General features: G+C 72.4%; 11 protein-coding genes. All 11 read left to right on the top strand.

Translation table 11 applies throughout. The features are described from left to right. Window positions 1–167 precede the first annotated feature (167 nt). The 11 genes from ACFZBD_RS17040 (at window position 168) to ACFZBD_RS17090 (ending at window position 19,226) form a co-directional block, all read left to right on the top strand. Entirely contained in the window at window positions 168–875 is a 708-nt protein-coding gene (locus tag ACFZBD_RS17040; RefSeq protein WP_391140342.1) for a pyridoxamine 5'-phosphate oxidase family protein, read from the top strand. Between the two features lie 376 nt (window positions 876–1,251). After that, window positions 1,252–2,289, top strand: coding sequence for a helix-turn-helix transcriptional regulator (locus ACFZBD_RS17045; RefSeq protein ID WP_391140343.1), 1,038 nt, complete (start codon window positions 1,252–1,254; stop codon window positions 2,287–2,289). Window positions 2,290–2,588: 299 nt separating this feature from the next. After that, entirely contained in the window at window positions 2,589–2,918 is a 330-nt protein-coding gene (locus tag ACFZBD_RS17050) for a hypothetical protein (RefSeq protein WP_391140344.1), read from the top strand. A 240-nt stretch (window positions 2,919–3,158) separates the two neighbouring features. After that, window positions 3,159–5,048 (top strand): amino acid adenylation domain-containing protein, encoded by a 1,890-nt coding sequence (locus tag ACFZBD_RS17055; protein WP_391140345.1) that lies wholly within the window; start codon window positions 3,159–3,161, stop codon window positions 5,046–5,048. An 11-nt stretch (window positions 5,049–5,059) separates the two neighbouring features. Continuing rightward, on the top strand, window positions 5,060–6,001 hold the full coding sequence (locus ACFZBD_RS17060; protein ID WP_391140346.1) for a chlorinating enzyme: 942 nt from the start codon (window positions 5,060–5,062) through the stop codon (window positions 5,999–6,001). Between the two features lies 1 nt (window position 6,002). Then, on the top strand, window positions 6,003–7,175 hold the full coding sequence (locus ACFZBD_RS17065; RefSeq protein WP_391140347.1) for an alpha/beta fold hydrolase: 1,173 nt from the start codon (window positions 6,003–6,005) through the stop codon (window positions 7,173–7,175). 50 nt (window positions 7,176–7,225) lie between these two features. Beyond that, window positions 7,226–8,026 carry an SDR family oxidoreductase gene (locus ACFZBD_RS17070; RefSeq protein WP_391140348.1) on the top strand — a complete coding sequence of 267 codons (801 nt, stop codon included), beginning with the start codon at window positions 7,226–7,228 and terminating at the stop codon, window positions 8,024–8,026. 108 nt (window positions 8,027–8,134) lie between these two features. Further along, a complete protein-coding gene (locus tag ACFZBD_RS17075) occupies window positions 8,135–9,214 on the top strand; it encodes a thioesterase domain-containing protein (protein WP_391140349.1) in 1,080 nt (359 codons plus the stop codon). Window positions 9,215–9,220: 6 nt separating this feature from the next. Further along, window positions 9,221–9,445: an MbtH family NRPS accessory protein gene (locus ACFZBD_RS17080; protein ID WP_391140350.1), complete on the top strand. Its 225-nt coding sequence runs from the start codon at window positions 9,221–9,223 to the stop codon at window positions 9,443–9,445. Beyond that, window positions 9,442–17,889: an amino acid adenylation domain-containing protein gene (locus ACFZBD_RS17085; RefSeq protein WP_391140351.1), complete on the top strand. Its 8,448-nt coding sequence runs from the start codon at window positions 9,442–9,444 to the stop codon at window positions 17,887–17,889. The genes ACFZBD_RS17080 and ACFZBD_RS17085 overlap by 4 nt, the downstream gene beginning before the upstream one ends. After that, window positions 17,886–19,226 carry an MFS transporter gene (locus ACFZBD_RS17090; protein ID WP_391140352.1) on the top strand — a complete coding sequence of 447 codons (1,341 nt, stop codon included), beginning with the start codon at window positions 17,886–17,888 and terminating at the stop codon, window positions 19,224–19,226. Before ACFZBD_RS17085 ends, ACFZBD_RS17090 begins: the two co-directional genes overlap by 4 nt. Window positions 19,227–19,228: the final 2 nt, after the last annotated feature.

Consider the following 19,228-nt stretch of genomic DNA (forward strand, 5'->3'; position numbering starts at 1 on the left):
ATCCACCGACGGCGATGCGCGGCAACCCTCGTGGCGTCCCGTTCGGGCCCTGCGTGCCCCGTGCGTGCCCATCCGTCCGGCAGGCGGGCGGGGGTGGCGGGGGGCCGGGTGGAGGACGTAGAAAGCTCGGGTCGGGATCTTGGAAGACGGCGAGCGAGGGGGAGGCCATGGAGGCCGCTGAGGAGCAGGTGTCCGCGTCGGGTGCGCTCGAGGTGACCGAGCGGACCAGGCTGCGGCGGATGCGGCACAAGGGCAGCCATCGGCGCGACGATCTGGAGGCCGTGCTCGACGCCGGGTTCCTCTGTCATCTCGGGGTCACCGTCGACGGCACCCCGATGGTCGTGCCGACCGTCTACGGCCGGGACGGGGAGCGGCTCTATCTGCACGGGTCGGTCGTGAGCCGGAGCCTGGTGCGGGCGCCCGGGGCGGCGGTCTGCGTCACGGTGACGCATGTGGACGGGCTCGTGCTCGCCCGTTCCGTCTTCGAGCACGGCGTGAACTACCGGTGCGCGATGGTCTACGGCGTGCCGCGCACGGTCACCGACCCGGACGAGAAGCTGCGCGGACTGCGGGCGCTGACCGAGCAGTGCACGCCCGGGCAGTGGGAGTACGCCCGGCAGCCCAGCCGCAAGGAACTGGCCGCGACCGCGCTCGTCGCGCTCGACCTCGACGAGGCCTCCGTGAAGATCGCCGGCGGTCCCCCGGACGACGGCGGCAGCCCGGACGCGGAACTGGGCCTCTGGGCCGGGGTCGTGCCCGTGGTCACCACGCTCGGGGCGCCGGTCGCCGACCCCGTCCTCCCCGCCGGCATCGAGCCGCCCGCCCATGTGGTGAAGCGGACGGGGCGGGTCCTGAGCGGAGGCCCTGCGGTCTGACGCGCGTCCAGGTACCTGGACGGCGTTCACGCCCCGCGACCTGACGGAGTCGGAGTCGAAGCGGCGCCCCGCCCGCCACGGCGGGCCGCCGCGGCCGGCCGGAGCGGCGGCCCGGCGATCCGGGAAGCCGCGCAGTTCCGGAGCGGTGCGGCCATCCCGACCGGTCTGTTCGGCCTTCGCCTTTCGACCCGTGTTTCCCAGGGCCGGTTGTCCACAGCCCCATTGTGCGTGGTCCCCTTTTCTGCTCCCGTCCTGTAACGTCGAACACCCAAAAGGGCACCCGATCTCCCTACCGGAAACGACCATCCGGGGCCGAATGGTCGGGGGCGATCAGAGGATTGACCGACTATCGATCCGTTGAGTGAGGATGGGTCACATGGGGGGATTCGCCGACCCGGGCCGTGGCACCCGAGCGGACGCGGACGTCTCGTCGCTCGCGGCGCTGATCGGCCAGGACGAGATCTGCGTCGACGTCTACCGCCTGGTGATCAGCGAACCACGCTGGGGCGTCGCGGAGATCGCCAAGGAGCTGTCCGTCGAGGAAGTGGCCGTCCGGGTAAGCCTGGACAAACTGGCGGAACTGTCGATGCTCTATCCGACAAAGGACGCCACGGATGTCGCCCCGATTAGTCCCGAAGTAGGACTTGCCGCATACATTCACCGCCGGGAAACAGAAATCCGTACCCAGCAACTGGAGTTGGCGTCGATCCGGGCGGCCACCGCGGAACTCACCGCGATCTACGCCTCCCAGCGCGCCCGCCACGGAAACGCCGGCCTCGAACAGCTCGAAGGCGTCAACGAGGTCCGGGCCCGGCTCTCCGAACTCGCCCGGCACGCCGACACCGAGATCCTCGCCTTCATGCCCGGCGGCGCGCAGAGCCCCGAAGCCCTGGAGGCCAGCCGTCCGCTCGACGAGCAGAGCCTGTCCGCCGGGGTGAAGCTCCGGACCATCTATCTGGACAGCGTCCGCAACGACCGGGCCACCACCGAATACGCCCGCTGGCTCTCCGAGTTGGGCGGCGAGATCCGCACCATGCCCTCCCTGCCGCTGCGCATGCTGATCGCCGACCGGTCGGTCGCGCTGCTGCCCGTCAGCCCGGACGACACCCGCGCCGGGGCGGTGATCCTGCGCGCCCCGGGAGTCGTGACCGCCCTCCTCGCGCTCTTCGAGCTGGTCTGGGAGCGGGCCATACCGCTGCACGGGCGGCCCCGGCCCGCCGCCGACGCGCCCTCCGAGCAGGAGATCGAGCTGCTGCGGCTGCTGCAGAAGGGCCTCACCGACGAGGTGGCCGCCCGGAAGCTGGGCCTCTCGCTGCGGACCGCGCGCCGGATGATGTCCGCCATCTCCACCCGCCTCGGCGCGCGCAGCCGCTTCGAGGCTGGCGTCCTGGCGGAACGCGCCGGCTGGCTCTGACCGCCTCCCCCCCAAGTCCCCCAAGTCCCCGACTCAACCGGCGATCCGCGATCCGCGATCCGCGATCCGCGATCCCCGGCCCGGATCCGTAAGCGGCGACCGGCGATCGGCAATCCGCGACCCGCGACCCGCGTCCCGTGACATGAATCCCCGCCCGTCCCCGGGACCTTTCCGGCCGTATTTCCGGCACATGCCTCTGTCGCTTTGTCATCGATGCCGGGCGGCCCTTTGCTGCCATGGCACCAAGCTGCCCGGAGCGTAGGGATGTACCTCGCGGAACGGCTGGGATTCTCTTCGCCATGTACGCCATCCATCTCGAGGTCCCGCCCGGCGAATTCGGGTCGGCGCGGATAGATCCCGACGATCTCGCCAGAGTGGTCCGCCAGGTCTCCAGCTGTCAGGTGGAACACGTCTATCTGCCCCGGCCCGCGGAGCCCGACCGGCGGTCCGTCGTCTTCGTCTCCGCCGCCTCCGCGCCCGAGGCGGGCACGGGGGTCCTGGCGGCCGTCCAGTTCCTGCTGCGGCCCCCGTCCGAGCGGGTGCGGGTCGAGCTGAGGGTGCCCCGGGAGGGGCAGGACCTCGGCCTCTGCCACGGGATCGTGTGCGTCGTCGACGACCGCGTGCCCTGACGCTGGCCACTTGCAGCCACTGCACCTTGGTGCCAGGAGATTCCCTTGAAGGGCCCCCGGGCGGCTGACACATTCGAGTAGGCGCCGCTGCCACACATTCACCAAGGCGCCGCCGACAGTCTCCGCGTCACCACGGGTCGAAAAGGCCCGAGCCGCGAATCCCGACACCGTTCTCCGCGTTCCGAGAATGCCGTGACATCCGAATCGTCCTGCTCCACGACTGGGAAAGGCTCCACGTCTATGAATCCTGGTGCGATTTCCAGCGAATCGCTCGATGATTCGCTCACCCTGCACGAGAACTTCGAGCGGATCGCCGCGCGGTTCCCGGAATCCGTGGCCGTCACCGACGGTCGTACGCGACTGACCTACCGCGAACTCGACGTACGGGCCGAGCGGTTGGCCCGTGAGCTGCGGGCGGCCGGCGCCGGGCGGGACCGGAGGGTCGGGCTCTGCGTGGAGCGCGGCACCGACCTCGTCGTCGGACTCCTCGGCATCCTCAAGTCCGGGGCGGGTTACGTCCCGGTCGACCCGGCCTACCCCGCCGAGCGCCGCGACTTCGTCCTCGCCGCCTGTGACGCCGGTGTGGTCGTCGCGAGCGGTGCCACGGCCGGTCTGGTGGAGGGGCAGCGGACCGTCCTCGTGGACGCCCCCGCCGCCACCGGCCCCGAGGGCGACCGGGCCCCGGAGGACCACCAGGGAGCGGACGCGTCGAGTCTCGCGTACGTCATCTTCACCTCGGGCTCCACCGGCGAGCCCAAGGGCGTCATGATCGAGCACCGCAACGCGGTCCGGCTCTTCACCGCCACCGCGCCGGTCTTCGGCTTCGACGAGACCGACGTGTGGACCGCCTTCCACTCCGCCGCCTTCGACTTCTCCGTCTGGGAGATCTGGGGCGCGCTGCTGCACGGCGGCCGCCTCGTCGTCGTCGACCACGACACCGCCCGCGACCCGCAGGCCTTCCACACGCTGCTGCGCCGCGAGCGGGTGACGGTGCTCAACCAGACGCCGTCGGCCTTCCGCAACCTCATCCGCGCGGACACGGACGCCCCGGCCGGCGACCCGCTCTCCCTGCGGTACGTCGTCTTCGGCGGCGAGAAGCTGGACTACCGCGCCCTGACCCCGTGGACCGAGCGCCACGGCCTCGACGCGCCCGCGCTGATCAACATGTACGGCATCACCGAGACCACCGTGCACGTCACCTGGAAGCGGATCTCCGCCGCCGACCTCGCGGGGGCAGGCGAAGGGCGCAGCCTCATCGGCGAACCGCTCGCCGACCTGCGGATCGACGTCCTCGACGAGCAGGGGCGCTCCCTGCCGCTCGGCGAGGAGGGCGTCCTGCACATCGCCGGCGCCGGAGTCGCCCGCGGCTATCTGAACCACCCCGAGCTGACCGCGCGGCGGTTCGTCGAGCGCACCGACTCCGACGGCACCACCCGGCGCTGGTACGACTCCGGCGACCGGGGCGTCCAGACCGCCCCCGGCACCTTCGCCTACGCGGGGCGCGCCGACCGCCAGCTGAAGGTCCGGGGCTACCGCGTCGAGCCCGGCGAGATCGAGGCCGTCCTCACCCGCCACCCCGACGTACGGGACGCCGTCGTCCTTGCCGCCGACTTCGGCGAGGGCGACCCGCGCCTGGTCGCGTACCCCGTGACCGACTCCGCCACCGCCCCGGAGCGGCTCGTCGCCGAGCTGAAGGACGCCGTCGCCGACGCGCTCCCGCGCTACATGGCGCCCTCCGCCTACCTCCCCCTCGACGAGCTGCCGGTCACGGTGAACGGCAAGCTCGACGAGGACGGTCTGCGCAAGCGGCTGGAGCTCAAGCTCGCCGAGACCTCCCAGGCGGGCGCCGGGGCCCTGGCCGCCGACGCGGCCTCCGACGGCGAGAGCGCGGAGGGATCCGTCGAGGAGACCCTGCGCGCGATCTGGGCGGAGGTCCTCGGCACCGACGGCATCAAGGACACCGACGAGTTCTTCGACCTCGGCGGCACGTCGTTCTCCCTGATCCACATGCTCAGCGTCGTCAACGACCGGTTCAGGACCGGTCTGAACGTCGGCACGCTCGCCGAAGGCGCGAACATCGCCGCCCTCGCCACCGCCGTCCGCAACCAGCTCGCCCTCACCTCCCGCTAGGAGCGCAGCACATGACCACGCACGCCCAGAAGGCCCAGCAGTCGTTCGCCCTCTCCGACGAGGAGCTCGCCACCTTCCACCGGCAGGGGTTCATCGGCCCGTTCACGCTCTACCAGCCCGACGAGATGCGGGAGATCTGGCGCAAGACCCGGCTGCAGATGCTCGACCGCAGCCACGCCGTCTACCCCGACGACGAGTTGTCCGGCGCCACCAACATCTCCAACTACGACCGCCACCTCGACAACGACTTCCTCGCCGCCCACGTCGGCAAGCGCGAGATCGTCGACCGGGTCGCCTCCATCCTCGGCCCGGACGTCATCTGCTGGCGCACCGAGTTCTTCCCCAAGCACCCCGGCGACGAGGGCACCGACTGGCACCAGGCGGACACCTTCGCCAACGCCTCGGGCACCCCGCAGATCCTCTGGCCGGACAACGCCGAGTTCGGCGGCACGATCACCGTCTGGTCCGCCTTCACCGACGCCAAGGTCGAGAACGGCTGCCTGCAGTTCATCCCCGGCACCCACCAGCAGATGAACTACGACGAGACCAAGCGGATGCACTACGACCCGAACTCGATCAACGGCGTCGACAAGGAGGGCACCCGCCGGGGCTTCTTCGGCTACGACTACCGCGAGCTCCAGGTCGACCCTGACTGGAAGCCGGACGAGGACGCGGCCGTCTCGCAGGTCATGGAGCCGGGCCAGTTCATCATCTTCTGGTCGACGCTGATGCACGCCTCGCACCCGCACGAGGGCCTGACCAACGAGATGCGGATGGGCTTCGCCAGCCGTTACGTCCCCTCCTCGGTCTCGGTCTACCCGGGCAGCGACCACATCGAGGAGTACGGCGGCCGGATCAGCCTGGAGCGCTACGGCAGCGTCCTGGTCAACGGCGACAACAACAACCCGTCCAACCGCATGGTCACCGAGACCACGCGCGGGAAAAAGTTCTGAGATGACCACGACGACCCTGAGCGTGGTCGAGGCGCTGGAACTGTGCCAGCCCCTCCTGGGATCGGCCCGCGAGACGCTGCGGGTGTTCCCCGCGAACGGCCGGGACGCCGACGCCTTCGGCCCGGAGGACGTCGAGCGCTGCAACGACGTCCTGGCCGGCATCGGCGCCTCGTACGGGCTGACGGTGCCCCGGTTCGTCTGGCCGGCCCCGGACAAGCCCTCCAGCCTGGAAGTGGCGCTCAGCAACTTCCTCGACCTGGAGCCGGGGGGCCGGCAGCCGGTCGCCGGCCGCTCGGGGGAACCGTCCGGCGGGACGGCGGGCCTGGCCGGGCTCGCCTCCCTCCCCGGGCGCCGCCGGATCCGGGCCGAAGGGCTGCCGCCCTTCGACTCGTTCTCCGCGGGGGCGCCCTCCCCGGACGGCGAGGCCGTCGTCCTCGTCCTGCCGTGCGGCGTCCCGGCCGCCCTGTTCCGCCCCTGGCTGGACGAGCTGTCCGAGGAACGCCAGGTCGTGACGTACGAGAATCCGTACCTCTTCGGCGACTGGGAGTCCCTGGACACCCCGGCCGGCGACTTCGCCGAGGAGGTGGCCCTCGTCGGGGCGCTGCTCGGGGAGTACGGCCTGCGGCGGGCCCAGCTGATCGGGATCTGTGGCGGCGCCCCCGTGGCGCTCGCCGCGGCCGCCGAGTTCGGGGACCGGGTGGAGACCCTGACCGTCCTCCACCCCGATCTGAACTTCGGCGAGGGGGTCATGCGCACCCCGTTCCAGAAGCAGTTCCAGGGGCTGCTCTCCGGGGCGGCCTCCGGCACCCGCCGGGCCCGGGAGGTGCTCGACCTGTTCCTCGACCCGAACATGCTCTTCGGGGTGCCGACCCGGCTGGCGCCGTACATCCTCTATCCGTACGGGGACGTGGAGCTGTTCCACCGGTACGCCCGGCTGAACAACGCGCTCATGGCGTACGACGCGAACGAGGCCGCGCGCCGGATCGGGCAGCGGGTCCTCATCGCGACCAGCCGCACCGACCGGATGACCCACCCGGAGACGGCGCACCACTTCCACGGGCTGGTGGCGGGGGCCCGGGTCTCGGAGCGCGACTCCGGCAGCCACCACGACATCCTGATCCCGGACCAGGAGATCTACGCCATGATCCGGGAGTTCATCGGCGGCGGCGCGTGAGCACGGAGGCGACTCCGGGCGGGTCGACGGGCGAGGCCGGGAGCGAGGCCGTGGCATCGGTCCTGGGAGGGTCGGCGGGCAGGCCCGCCGCGGAGGGAGCGGCCGACGGTTCCGCCGCCGGTGCGGCGGGGCGTGTCGCCGTGGTCACCCACGCGACGCGCTACGCCGGCCCCGGCTCCGTGGAGGCCCTGCGCAAGGCCGGCTACACCGTCCTCTGCCACGACGAGTCCTTCCTCGACGAGGCCGCCCGGGCCTCGTTCGAGGACGGCCGCGACGGCGCGGTGGCCTCCTCGGCCAGGACCGCGACCGGCGCGGTCGGCCAGGCCGTCAAGCGGTACGGGCGGCTCGACCTGGTCGTCAGCAACGACGTCCACCCGGCCCGCTACCTCCCCGTCGAGCAGGCCGACCCGGCGGAGTTGCGGCGGGCGGCGGAGGCGCTGCTCGTCACCCCGGTGGCGGTCCTCGCCAAGGCCGCCGCGCACATGAAGCGCCGCGGGAGCGGACACATCGTGCTGATGACCTCCGCCGCCCCGCTGCGGCCCGAGGCCGGTTTCTCGACGTACAGCTCGCTGCGGGCCGGCGCCTCCGCGTACGCGCGGGCGGCGGCCCGCGAACTCGCCCCGCACGGCGTCACCGTGCACGCTGTCGCGCCGAACTTCCTGGAGAGCGAGACCTACTACCCGCCCGAGCTGTGGGAGACCGACGAGGGCCGGGAGCGGCTCCGCGACCTGCTGCCCGCCGGCCGGCTCGGCACGGCCGAGGAGATCGGCGACCTGGTCGTCTTCCTCGGCAGCGGCTCCGCCGACTTCCTCACCGGCGACGTCCTCCACTTCACGGGCGGATGGATGTAGCCCCCTCGGCCCCGACGCCCGTGCCCGGCCTGTTTTTTGTGGGCCCACCCGCCCGGCCGGACCGACCTTCCGACGACCTTCCGATCCGATCAGAAAGAGAGTTCCGCTGTGAGTGCTCGGCAGATAGCGCCCGAGGAGAGCGAGGTCACGCCGGGGCAGAGCCTGGTGGAGCAGGCCCTCGTCGAGATCTGGAAGACCACGCTCGACCGGCCGTCGGTCGGTCTCGACGACGACTTCTTCACCACCGGGGGCGACTCCCTGCTCGCCCTGGTCACCATCGAGCAGATCAACCAGCGCCTCGGCTGGTCCCTCAACATGGGCGACCTCCTGCGGTACCGGACCATCAGCGCCCTGAGCGCGAACAAAGCGCAGCTTCAGGCCGCCAACACCGAACGGTCCGTCATCCGCATGAGCAACCAGGGGTCCCGTACGCCCCTGCTGTTCATCCACCCCGGGCTCGGCCTCGTCGACGGCTACGCCCGGCTTGTCCGGCTCCTGGGCGCGGACCGCGGCTGCTACGGCCTGCAGTCCCCGCACATCAGCGCGGTGGACGTCCCCGACGACATGCGGGAGATCGCCGAGCTGTACGCGGACCTCATCGAGGACGAGTTCGGCGAGGACGACTTCCATCTGGTCGGGGCCTGCGCCGGCGGGGTCATCAGCTACGAGATCGCCCGGATCGCCGAGGAGCGCGGACTCGGCCTGCGCAAGCTGGTGATCGTCGACGGCTATCTCGACGGGTCGGGCGACGCCGGGGACCCGGAGGACGACGCCGCCCGGCTCGTCGAGTTCCGCGACGACGTGCTGCGGGTCGTCGACCCGCACACCGCGCACCCGCCGCTCACGCCGGCCGACGCCACCCGCGAGGGCGTCTACCGGGAGATCACCACCGTGCTCTTCGGCGCCGAGGCCGCCGACGCGGGCCAGGCCACCCGGTTCGCCGAGCGCCTCCACAAGGCGTTCCGCACCACCGCCCGCGCGCTGGAGACCCACCACCCCGAGCCGCTGGACGTCGACGCGCTGATGCTTCTGGCGAAGGACAACGAGACGCTGCCGCACTGGCGTTCCGTGATCACGGGCGAGCTGACGACCGAGGTCATGGACTCCGACGAGCACGGGGTGCGGCTCTGCGTGACGGACGCGGCGCACATCGCCGCACGCATCGACGACTTCGTGGGCGAGGGATAAGGCGACATGGACCAGTCAAGCAGCAACCCCTTCGAGGACGAGTCGGGCGTCTACCGCGTCCTGACCAACGAGGCCGGCGAGCACTCGCTCTGGCCCGACTTCGTGGCCGTCCCCGAGGGATGGGACACCGCCTTCGGCCCCGACGTCCGGGCCGCCTGCCTCGGTTACGTCGAGGAGCACTGGACCGCCCTCGCACCGGCGGGCTCCACCGGAAGGGACGGCCGGTCATGACCGCGCGGCTGGAGAGCGCCGTCGGGCCCGGCGCCGCCTGGACCTCCGGGCTCGTCGCCCGGTTCGAGGAGCGGGCGGCCCTGGAGCCGTCCGCGGTCGCCGTGCGCGGCGACGGGCCCGCCCTCACGTACGGGGAGCTGAACGAGCGGGCGAACCGCGTCGCGCACTGGCTGATCGACCGGGGCATCGGCCCCGAGGACACCGTCGCCGTCGCCCTGCCCTCCTCGCCGGACCTCGTCGCCGCCCTGCTCGGCACGCTCAAGGCCGGTGCGATGTACCTCCCGCTGGACCCCGGATACCCGAGCGAACGCCTCGCCTACATGACGGCCGACGCCCGCCCGCGCGCGCTGGTCACGACCCCCGAGGTCGCACCGGGCCTGGGCCCCGTCGCCCCCTCCACCGCCGTCCTCGTCCCGGCCGCCGACCTGGCCGCCCCGAAGGCCGGGGGCCCCGGCAGCACCGGCGCCCGCGGCAACCCGACGGGCCGCTTCACGGGCCCGGAGCAGGGCGCGTACACCATCTACACCTCCGGCTCGACGGGCCGGCCCAAGGGTGTGGTCGTCACCCACCGCTCGCTGGGCAACTTCCTCGCCTTCATGTCCGCGCAGCACGGCGTGCACTCCGGCGACGTGGTGCTGTCCACCACCCCGATCTCCTTCGACATCGCCGGGCTCGAGCTCTACCTCCCGCTGGTCAACGGCGCCACGCTCCACCTCGTCCCGCGCGAGACCACCGTCGACGGGGCCGCCCTGCGCCGCCGCCTCGCCGAGGCCCGGCCGACCCTGGTGCAGGGCACGCCCGCCCTGTGGCAGCTGCTGCGGGAGGCCGGTTGGACACCGGCCGAGGTGCCTGCCGGGACCCGGCTGCTCTGCGGCGGCGAGGCGCTCCCCCGCGACCTGGCCGACTTCCTGTCCGCCGACGGCCACGCCGAGGTGTGGAACCTCTACGGCCCCACCGAGACGACCATCTGGTCCCTGGTCGCCCCCGTGCGCGCCGGCGAGCCGGTCACCATCGGCACCCCGATGTGGAACACCGGCGTCCATGTCCTCGACGAGCGCCTGGCACCCGTGGCGCCCGGCGAGCCCGGCGAGCTGTACCTCTCCGGAGACGGTCTGGCCCGCGGCTACCACGGCCGGCCCGCGCTCACCGCCGAACGGTTCGTGGCCTGCCCCTTCGGCGGCCCCGGCACCCGCATGTACCGCACCGGTGACGTCGTACGCCGCCGCGCCGACGGAGCCCTGGACTTCCTCGGCCGCGTGGACGAGCAGGTCAAGATCCACGGCTACCGCATCGAGCTCGGCGAGATCGAGGAGGCCCTGCGCCGCCTGCCCGAGGTCGCCCAGGCCCGCGTCGTCGTCCGCGACGACGCCCCCGGCACCGCCCCGGAGGCCGCCGCGCCCGCCGCCGACCGCGGAAACCGGTCCTCCGGCAACCGCCACCTCGCCGGCTATGTCGTCCCCGCCCCCGGCCGCACCCCCGACCCGGTCGCCCTGCGCGAAGCGCTCCGCGCCTGGCTGCCCGCGCACATGGTCCCCGCCGGCATCGCCGTCCTGGACCGCTTCCCGCTCACCCCGGCCGGCAAGGTGGACCGCAAGGCCCTGCCCGCCCTGGAGTTCGCGCACTCCACCCCGTACCGCGCACCCGCCACCGACCGTGAGCGGGCCCTCGTCGACCTCTTCCGGGAGGTGCTGCGCGTCGACCGGGTCGGCACCGACGACAGCTTCTTCGACCTCGGCGGCAACTCGCTGCTCGCCACCCGCCTCGTCGCCCGGGTCCGTTCCGCCCTCGCCGTCGAACTCCCGCTGCGCACCGTCTTCGAGGACCGCACCCCCGCCGCGCTGGCCCTGCGCCTCGACGGCGGCGCTCCCGCCCGCCCGGCGCCCCGCGTCCGCGAGCGCGGAGCGCGCGTCCCGGTCTCGTACGCCCAGCAGCGGCTGTGGTTCCTGCACCGCCTGGAGGGGCCGAGCACCACCTACAACCTGCCCATCGCCGTCCGCCTCACCGGCGAGCCGGACCTCGACGCGCTGCGCGCGGCCGTCGACCACCTGCTCGTACGGCACGAGAGCCTGCGGACGTACTTCGCGGAAGGCGAGCAGGGCGCCGAGCAGATCGTCGTCCCCGCCGAGGAGGCACGGGTCGACGTCACCGTCCACGACGTCCCCGTGTCCGGCCTGCGCGCCGCCGTCGACCGGGCCGCCGGACACCTCTTCGACCTGGCCGCCGAGATCCCGGTCCGGGTCGACCTGTTCCGCACCGGACCCCAGGACCACGTCCTGCTGCTGTGCATCCACCACATCGCGAGCGACGGCTGGTCCCTCGCCCCGCTGGTGCGGGACCTCTGCGACGCCTACACCGCGCACCGCGCCCATGTGGCCCCGGACCGTCCGCCGCTCGGCGTGCAGTACGTCGACTACACCCTGTGGCAGCGCGAGCTGCTCGGCTCCGCGGACGACCCCGACTCGACGATGTCCCGGCAGCTCGCCTACTGGCGGGAACGGCTCGCGGGCGCCCCCGAACTCCTCGACCTCCCCACCGACCGGCCGCGCCCGGCGCTCGCCACCTTCCGCGGCGATGTCGTCCCCTTCGACGTGCCCGCCGAGCTCACCGAACGGCTCCAGGCGCTCGCCCGACGCGAACGCGCCAGCCTCTTCATGGTGCTCCAGGCCGCCGCCGCGACCCTGCTGACCAAGCTCGGCGCCGGCACCGACATCCCGCTCGGCTCCCCGCTCGCCGGTCGCGCCGACAGCGCGCTCGACGACCTCGTCGGCTTCTTCGTGAACACCCTCGTCCTGCGCACCGACACCTCGGGCAACCCCGCCTTCACCGAACTCCTCGCCCGCGTCGGCGCGTCGAACCTCGGCGCGTACGAGCACCAGGACCTGCCCTTCGAGTACCTCGTCGAAGTCCTCAACCCCGCCCGCACCACCAGCCACCACCCGCTGTTCCAGGTGATGCTGGTGCTGCAGAACAACATCGAGCCCGCATGGCGGCTCGACGGCCTCACCGCCGTCCACGAGACCGTGCCCACCCACACCTCCAAGTTCGACCTGACCATCGAGCTGACCGAGCGCTTCGGCCCCGACGGACGCCCCGGCGGACTGCGCGGCGAGATCGAGTACGCCACCGACCTCTTCGACCGGGAGACCGTCGAACGGTTCGCCCGGCAGCTCCTGCGCGTCCTCGACACCGTCGTCGCCGACCCCGCCCGCCGTCTGGAGAACATCGACCTCCTCGACGACGCCGAGCGCACCACCGTCCTCGACACCTGGAACGCCACCGCGCTCGACCTGCCCGACGCGACCTTCCCCGCCCTCTTCGAGGCCCAGGTCGCCCGCACCCCCGACGCGCTGGCTCTCGTCCACGAGGACACCGAGCTGAGCTACGCCGCCCTCGACCGGCAGGCCAACCAGGTCGCCCACTGGCTGATCGACCGCGGAGTCGGCCGCGACGACGTCGTCGGACTCTCCCTGCGCCGCTCGCCCGAACTGCTCGGCTGCCTGCTCGGCATCCTCAAGGCCGGCGGCGTCTACCTCCCGCTCGACCCGGACTACCCTTCCGACCGGCTCGCGTTCATGGTCGAGGACACCCGCCCCAAGGCCCTCCTCACCACCGGCGACCTGCTCGCCAAACTGCCCCCGGAGGCGCGGGACGTCCTCCGGCTCGACCTCGCCGACCCGGACGACCGCGCCGAGCTGGCCGCCCTGCCCGGCCACGCCCCCACCGACGCCGAGCGCCACGCCCCGCTGCGCCCGCAGGACCTGGCGTACGTCATCTACACCTCGGGCTCGACGGGCCGGCCCAAGGGCGTCGCCGTCACCCACCGCGGCATCCCCAACCTCGCCCGCGGCTACATCGAACGGTTCCGGCTCGACGCCGACTCCCGCTTCCTGCAGTTCTCCTCGATCAACTTCGATCCGACCTTCTGCGAGATGTGCTGCACCCTCCTCGCCGGATCGGCCGTCATCCTGACCTCTCCCGAGGAGCTGCTCTCGCCCGACCGGCAGCGCGCCCTGACCGCCCGCTACCGCCCCACCCACATCACCTTCTCGCCGACGATCCTCGGCTCGATGGCCGAGGACGCCCTCACGGACGTGGAGCACCTGATGGTGGCCGGCGAGGCCTGCCCGCCGGGCCTCGCCGCGACCTGGTCGCGCGGCCGCACGATGATCAACGCGTACGGGCCGACCGAGGCGACCGTCGACGCGCTGTACTGGGAGTGCGGCAGCGCGGGCCCGGAGTTCGAGGCCGACTCCGTGCCCGTCGGCCGTCCGCTGCCCAACACCCGGGTGTACGTCCTGGACGCCGGGCTGCGGCCGGTCCCCCCGGGCGTCACCGGCGAGCTGTACCTCGCGGGCCACGGCCTGGCCCGCGGCTATCTCAACCGCCCCGGCCTGACCGCCGAACGGTTCGTCGCCTGCCCCTACGGCCGGCCCGGCTCCCGGATGTACCGCACCGGCGACCTGGCGAAGTGGCGCACGCTCCCCTCGGGGGAAGGCGTCGTGGACTTCGTCGGCCGCGCCGACGACCAGGTCAAGATCCGCGGCATGCGCATCGAACTGGGCGAGATCGAGGCCGTCCTCGACACCCACGAGCGCGTCGCCCAGTCGGCCGTCGTCGTCCGCGAGGACACCCCCGGCCACCAGCAGCTCATCGGTTACGTCGTGCCCAAGGCCCCCGGCACCGCCGGCCGCGCCGGTCTCGCCGACGACATCGCGCACGTCGACAAGTGGCAGGAGATCCACGAACAGGGCTACAGCGAGCAGGAGGACCTGGGCGTCGAGCAGGACTTCACCGGCTGGAACAGCAGCTACGACAACCAGCCGATCCCGCTGCCGGACATGCGCGAGTGGCAGGCCGCCACCGTCGCCCGGATCCTCGATCTGGGGCCCCGGCACGTGCTGGAGGTCGGCGTCGGCTCCGGCCTCATCCTGTGGCAGGTCGCCCCGCACGTCGACACGTACGCCGGCGTCGACTTCTCGCCCTCCCTCATCCAGACGCTCGGCGCCCGGGTGGAGGAGTCGGAGGAGCTGCGCGACCGGGTCCTCCTCCGCAGCCTCGCCGCCCACGAGATCGGCGACCTGGCCGGCCGGCGCTTCGACACCGTCGTCATCAACTCCGTCGCCCAGTACTTCCCGAGCGTCGCCTATCTGCTCGACGTCCTCCGCCAGGCCATGGAGCTCCTGGAGCCGGGCGGCCGGATCTTCCTCGGCGACATCCGGCACCTGCGGCTGCTCCACCCCTTCCTCACCGCGACCGCGCTGCACGGCGGCGCCCACGCGGACGAACCGGTCGCGGCGGCCCGGGACCTGGTCGCGCACACCGAACGACTGGAGAGCGAACTCCTCCTCGACCCGGCGTTCTTCAGCCGGATCGCCGAGGAGATCACGGAGGTCGCGGGCGTCGACATCCAGCTCAAGCGCGGCCACCACCGCAACGAACTGACCGACTTCCGCTACGAGGTCGTCCTGCACAAGCGGGGCGCGGACCTCGTCTCCGTACGCGACGCGGAAGAGATGGTCTGGCAGGACGGGAAGGTCCCGAGCCCCGGCGGCACCGGGCCCGGCAGCGAGCGGCCGGACCACGCGGGCCTCGACGCGGTACGGGAGCGGATCGCGCGGACGCGGCCGGACGTGCTCCGGGTCACCGGCATCCCCAACCACCGGGTCGCCGCGGAGGTCGAGGCCGCCCACCTGCTCCGTACGGAACAGGCCGCCCGCGTGCGGGATCTCGGCCTCGACACCCGCGAACGCCCCGGAATCGATCCGGAAGCCGTGCACGCGCTGGCCGCGGAGCTCGGCTACACCGCCCGGCTGACCTGGACCGACGCCTCGGAAGGCGACCGCTTCGACGCCGTCCTCCTCGCCCCGGAGGCCGTCCGGCCGCTGCTGACGGACCTCTTCGTCCACAAGGCGGCCGACGGCCGGTCGCTGTACGACCACGGCAACGACCCGCGGGCCGAGGACCACGGCCGCACGCTCGCCGTGGAGGTACGGCGCCACGCCGCCAGGACGCTCCCCGAGCACATGGTGCCGGCCGCCGTCGTCCCCCTCGACACACTGCCGCTCACCCCGAACGGCAAGCTCGACACCCGGCGCCTCCCGGCGCCGGACTTCACCTCGCGGGCCGTCCGCCCGCCGCGCACCGCACGCGAGATCGCCCTCGCCCGGCTCTTCGCCGACGTCCTCGGCCTGGAGAGCGTCGGTGTCGACGACCAGTTCTTCGACCTCGGCGGCGATTCCATCCGCTCCATCCAACTGGTCAGCCGGGCCCGCGCCGAGGGGTTCGTGATCACGCCCCGGGACGTCTTCCAGTACCAGACCGTCGAGGCGCTCGTCGCCCGCGCCGCCGAGCAGACCGCCCCGGCGGGCACGGCCGGAGCAGGGGCGGCGGAGGTGGCAGACGCTCTGCCGTACTGGCTCAAGACGCTGGAGACCCCCGACCCGGCGTACGGCGCGCCGAGCGGTGCGCGGGCCGAGACGAGCCGCGTGCTCCCCGCGGACCTCGCGGAAGCGCTGCTGACCACCCTGCCGCGGATGTTCCACGCCGACCCGGCCTCCCTCGCGCTCGCCGCGCTCGCCCCCGCGCTGATCGAGTGGCGCGGCCGACGCGTCCCGGCGGCCACGTCCGCGCTCCGGATCGACCTCGCGACCCCCGAGGTCCCGGACCCGGTTCCCGTCCGTCTCACCCCCGGCCCGGCGAACCTCGACCGGAGCCTGGCGGATCCGCGCGGGCTCGCCCGCGCCCTGAAGCGGGTCAAGGAACAGGTCCGGTCGCTCCCGGCCGGCGGACGCGGCTACGCCGATCTGCGGCAGGACCAGGCCCGGGACCAAGCCCAGGCCCAGGCCCAGGCCCGGGACCAGGACCAGGTGGACGCCTTCGCGCCCTCGCAGGTCTGCTTCCGCTTCGACATGGACGCCGCACCGGCCCCGTACCCCCTCCTGCTCGACGTACGGACCCGGAACGACGGCGGGGCCGAGACCGTCTGGCGGTGGGACCCGGCGCTCTTCACCGAGGAGGACGTCGCCGCGCTCGCCGACCGGTGGACCCAGCTGCTCACCGGCCTCGCCGGGCTCACCGACCACCCCGAACTCGGCGGCCTCACCCCCTCCGACGTGACGCTCCTGTCCCTCAAGCAGTCCACCCTCACCGCCCTCGAGCGGACCTACCCAGGCCTCCAGGACGTCCTGCCGCTCGCCCCGCTCCAGCAGGGCCTGCTGCTGCACGCCGGCGCCGCCGACCCGGAGAAGGACGACGACCCCTACCAGGGACAGACCCTCTTCGACCTGGAAGGGCCCGTCGACGCCGACCGGCTGCGACAGGCCGCGCAGGGACTCCTGGCCCGCCACGCCAACCTGCGGGCGAGCTTCGCCGTACGCGGCCTGGAGACTCCCGTGCAGGTGGTGCCCGACTCCGTCGAGGTGCCGTGGCGCTTCCACGACCTCACCGGACTCGACCCCGAGGAGCGGACCGCGGCGGCCGACCGGATCGTCGCCGAGGACGCGGCGCTCCGCTTCGACCTGGCGGCCGGCCCCATGCTCCGCTTCTCGCTGCTGCGCTTCTCCGGCACCCGCCACCAGCTTCTCGTCGCGGACCACCACATCCTCCTCGACGGCTGGTCCATGGCGGTCGTCTGGCAGGACCTGTTCGACCTGTACGCGGGCCGCGCCGCCGACCTGCCGCCGGTCGTCCCCTTCCGCGACTACCTCGCCTGGCTGGCCCGCCAGGACCGGCAGGGCGCCCTCGACGCCTGGGGGGAGTACCTCGCCGGGATCGAACAACCGACGCGCGTCGGCCGCCCGGGCCTCGCCACCCACGTCCTGCCGCACACCACCAGCGCCGTTCTGCCCGCCGAGCTGACCCGGGACCTGGAGCGGGCCTGTGCCCGCCTCGGCCTCACCCTCAACACCGCGCTCCAGGCCGCCTGGGGGCTCCAGCTCGGCCGGCTCACCGGCCGCACGGACGTGGTCTTCGGCACCACCGTCTCGGAGCGGCCCGCCGAGATCGACGGCATCGAGTCGGTGGTCGGCCTCCTCATCAACACCGTCCCGCTCCGCGTCCGTTCGGAGCCGGGCGAGCCGCTGAGCGCGACGCTCGGCCGCGTCCAGTCCGCCCAGCTCGACGTCTTCCCGCACCGCCATCTCGGTCTGACCGAGATCCAGCGGCTGGTCGGCGCGGGCGAACTGTTCGACTCGTACTACGTCTTCCAGAACTACCCTGACCAGGCGGACCCGTCCGCCGGTGCCGACGGGCCGCGCGTGCGCGAGCGGACCCAGGGCGCCAAGGGCGTCTCCCACTATCCGCTCGGCATCACCGTCATCCCCGGAGAGCGGCTGGAGATCCTCTTCGGCCACCACCCCGACCTGTTCGACCGGCGACGGATCGACACCATCAAGGAATCCCTCATCGACATCATCGAAGCGATCGCGGCGGAGGGTTCGGCATGAAGAACCTGCTGGCCCTGGTCCGTGAACTGCCCGTCGCCGTCAGGATCCTGCTGCTCTGCGCGATGGCGCGCTCGGTCAGCTTCTTCGGCATCCTGGCCTACCTGCCGATCTATCTGCACGACTCGCTGGACATGAACGGCGCCACCATCGGCTATGTCCTCGGCGTGTGCCTGCTCGTGGGCACGATGGTGAGCGTCTACGGCGGCTATCTCGCCGACCGGTTCGTGAAGGTCCACTTCATGATCGTCCTGGACATCGTGCTGACCGTGCTCTACGCCGCCCTGCCGATGGTCGGCTCCCCGCTCGTGGTCATCGGCATCCTGCTCGTCGCCAACACCGCCTCCTCCTCGATGAGCGTCACCGCCAACGCGCTCCTCGCCGACCTGCTGCCCTCGGAGAACCGGGCGAAGGTCTTCTCGCTGCGCTACTCCCTGCAGAACATCGGCGCCGCGGTCGGCCCCTTCCTCGGCGTGTGGACCGTGCAGGCCGGCACCGGAGGCCCGTTCCTGCTCGCCGCAGGCGTGATCTTCGCGGCCCTGCTGCCCCTGGTGATCTACCGCAGGCTGTTCACGGCGGGAAGCGCGATGCCCGCCGCGGTCTCCGCTCCCGCCTCCGCCTCCGCTGCGGATCCCGGTTCCGCTTCCGCTTCCGTCTCTGCTTCCGAGTCCTCGACCTCGTCCGCCTCCTCCGACGAGGAGTCGATGAACTTCCGCGAGGTCCTGCGGGTCATGCGGGCCGACCGCCGGCTCGGGCTCTTCACCCTGGGCGGCATCCTCAGCATCGTCGTCTACGGCCCCCTGCTGACGTACATGTCGCAGTACCTGGTCCTCGTCGAGTCCCGCGACACCGCCTACCAGCTCGTCGCCTACATCTCGGCCGCCAACGCGATCGTCGTCATCTCCACCCAGTACGTCATCGGCAGCAGGCTCAAGGAGAAGACGCTGCTGCGCTGGCTGACCTGGGGCACCGGGGCGTTCGTCCTCGGCCTGATCGGCATGGCGCTGTCGACCGAGGTCTGGATCATCGTCGCCGCGATCGTCGTCTTCACCATCGGTGAAGTGATCGTCGTGCCGGCCGAGTACATGTTCATCGACGCCATCGCCCCGAGCAATCTGCGCGGCAGCTACTTCGGCGCCCAGAACCTCGTCCACATCGGCGTCGCCATCGGCCCGATCATCTGCGGCTTCCTCCTCGTCCACGCCTCGCCGACCGCGATGTTCGCCGCGCTCATCGCCCTGGTGATCGCCGGCTGGTGGTTCTACGTCCTCGGCTGCCGGGCCGCCGTCCCGCACTCCGCCCCCGTCGTCGGTTCCGACGCCCAGAAAGTGAACCCGTGAGG

It is taken from the genome of Streptomyces sp. NPDC008121, from assembly GCF_042957155.1.
In the GTDB taxonomy this organism is placed as follows: Bacteria; Actinomycetota; Actinomycetes; order Streptomycetales; family Streptomycetaceae; genus Streptomyces.